Below are 2,258 nucleotides of genomic sequence, written 5' to 3'. Positions count from 1 at the left end.
ATGAATATACTTGGGGTTGCCGGGATGATGAAGGCGATGAGGATGACTGCAAGCTGAAGCCTCAAGGGGCTTCTTGCGCCCGCGGATGTTTGATTAGCGCAAGCGAAACGCATCTAGCTTTATCGACCGACCGGCAACCTCGCCCTCAGAGCCAAAACTGAGTTTCCACACAGGCTCGGCCACAACCGGACGCTCGACTTCGTCGGCTGGATTGCTGACAATGTCGGCAAGTCCAAACCGAAAGAGCGCACCGAATGATGCAGTTGCAAGCTCTGCCGCGCGAACTCGCGCTGCAATCGATTTCGCAGCGGGAAATCGTACTTCCACTAAATGCGGCTATCGCTGCGATCGACCACTGTGCGAAACACCAGATCCAGATTTTGGGCTGGGAGGGATGGATTCAGTCTTCGGATGGGCGGGTCGGCCACGGGGACGCGCCGCAGGGAACTACGAGTCTCGAGCATCTTACGATAGCGGAGGCTGCCGACTTCTGTCGTCGGACAATCACAGCTGCCGCAACGGCATGGTTGGAAAGCTGTGCAGGAACGACGGATCGACTGTACTTTTGTGTCACCATTGACTCGACTGGTGCAGCGACAGCGCCATAGGGAGCTAGATTCGGCCACTTTCGGCCGTTCGGCAAGGCCATTCAGACCCGCGACAATCGCCTCCAATACTGACGGTCCGATATCTCTTTAAGCGGTTCGACCTTTCTATGCGGGTGGCATTTTGAGCAACGAGAGTTACATCGGCTGGTTAAGAAAGAAGGTCGGCAATGGTTTGATACTGAGCTCGTCCTTCGGAGCCGTAATCCACGATCACCAAGGCAGGCTGCTCTTGCAAGAGAAGTCTTCGGGTGAGGCCTGGAGTTTGCCGGCTGGGGGAATTGAACTGGGCGAAAGCCCACAGGAAGCAATTGCTCGGGAGGTGATGGAAGAGACCGGATATGCCATCCACATTCATGGCATTCTCGGCGTCTTCGGCGGCCGAGCGTTCCGGTACACGTATCCCAACGGCGATCAGGTTGAATACGTTGTGACGCTATTTCAGTGCAGGATCATCGATGGCTCCGGAATTCCCAGCGACACCGAAACCAAATCCACCCGGTATTTCGGAAGGCATGAAATGCCGGAGCTGGCATTACCGTATCCGAAAGGCGAATTGTTTCGCGCGTTCTAAGCACGCCCCCGGACGGCGTCGCCGCTCGACTGGACTTCCGAGTCCGGCCAGTTTGAGACATTCGACGTTGCATTGAAGCTCATCGACAATCGGACACCGCGTTCGAATATCAGATGCCGAGAGAGGGGCCGCCGATCTGCTGCATCACTGTGCGCAACGCGACATGGGCGCTATCGAGCGGTCGACTTCCCTTGCGGGCGAGGTTGACCGCCGGTGCCATCCAGGGATGAGCGAACGCGACAACGGTTGCGCCTGTTCCATATGCTTCATTTGCTGATGCTGCGATAGCAGCGAAGCATTCGTCGATGTCACCATTCTTAAATAGCTCCCACACCTGCGCAACGTGGATGACTTCCACTGACGTAGCAATGTCGCTCGCGTGCTGAGCGAAGAGTCGTCTGGTTGACTCGATGGCCGACTCAACGGCACACAACACTGCGATTTTTCCGCCAACTTTCCCTGCTGCAGCGGCCAATGCAGCATCTGCTCTCACAATGGGAATTGGCGAACTTTCAATTTCTTCGACAGCCGGCCCAAGCGTCGCGCAGGTCAGGATGACTGCATCTGAGTCGGCCGCCAGGCCCAAGAGGCAACGATTCGTCTGCGCCCTCAAATCGGCTGAAAACTTCCCCGCACGTTGGACGGCCTCACGGAGGTCAGGCCGGACTTCATGGCGGAGATCTTCGACCCGCAGGCCAAGATTGTTGGCTGCGTCCTCGAATACACGCCTGTTGCCATCAATCGTGTGCAAAAGCGATATGCGCATTACCAGTTACCTTCGTTAGATTGCTTATGTCAGGTTCGTCGCTTCCGCGACCGTGGTCTAGCCAGTTGACTCACGGGCATTATTCCAACGCCCCGCCCGCCTAACAAGGCAACTTCTCCTACCGGTATGTTTGATACCTCCCTTGACTAATGGCCGCCTGAAGCCCGCCGACAACAGGAGCGTCAATGGCCGTTTCCGGTGCGCGTGGGAGTCCGTTCAGGGTCGAGCTTGTGTGAAAACGCGCTGATCGCCTAAACTGGATTAACTCATTCAGCATGGGTGACCGGATGAAGCGATTCATAGAAGGTGAAGA

General features: G+C 56.4%; 2 protein-coding genes. One reads left to right on the top strand and one right to left on the bottom strand.

All coding sequences use genetic code 11. The annotated features are described in order from the left end of the window. Positions 1–729 precede the first annotated feature (729 nt). Positions 730–1,179: an NUDIX domain-containing protein gene (locus BX591_RS35765; RefSeq protein ID WP_244147213.1), complete on the top strand. Its 450-nt coding sequence runs from the start codon at positions 730–732 to the stop codon at positions 1,177–1,179. A 109-nt stretch (positions 1,180–1,288) separates the two neighbouring features. Here the strand turns inward: BX591_RS35765 and BX591_RS35760 are convergent, their stop codons facing one another. Continuing rightward, complete coding sequence (locus BX591_RS35760; protein ID WP_111936005.1) at positions 1,289–1,945, bottom strand: aspartate/glutamate racemase family protein; 657 nt, start codon at positions 1,943–1,945, stop codon at positions 1,289–1,291. Between the last annotated feature and the right edge of the window lie 313 nt (positions 1,946–2,258).

The organism is Paraburkholderia bryophila (assembly GCF_003269035.1).
In the GTDB taxonomy this organism is placed as follows: Bacteria; Pseudomonadota; Gammaproteobacteria; order Burkholderiales; family Burkholderiaceae; genus Paraburkholderia; species Paraburkholderia bryophila.
This window is presented reverse-complemented; position numbering and strand designations above follow the sequence as displayed.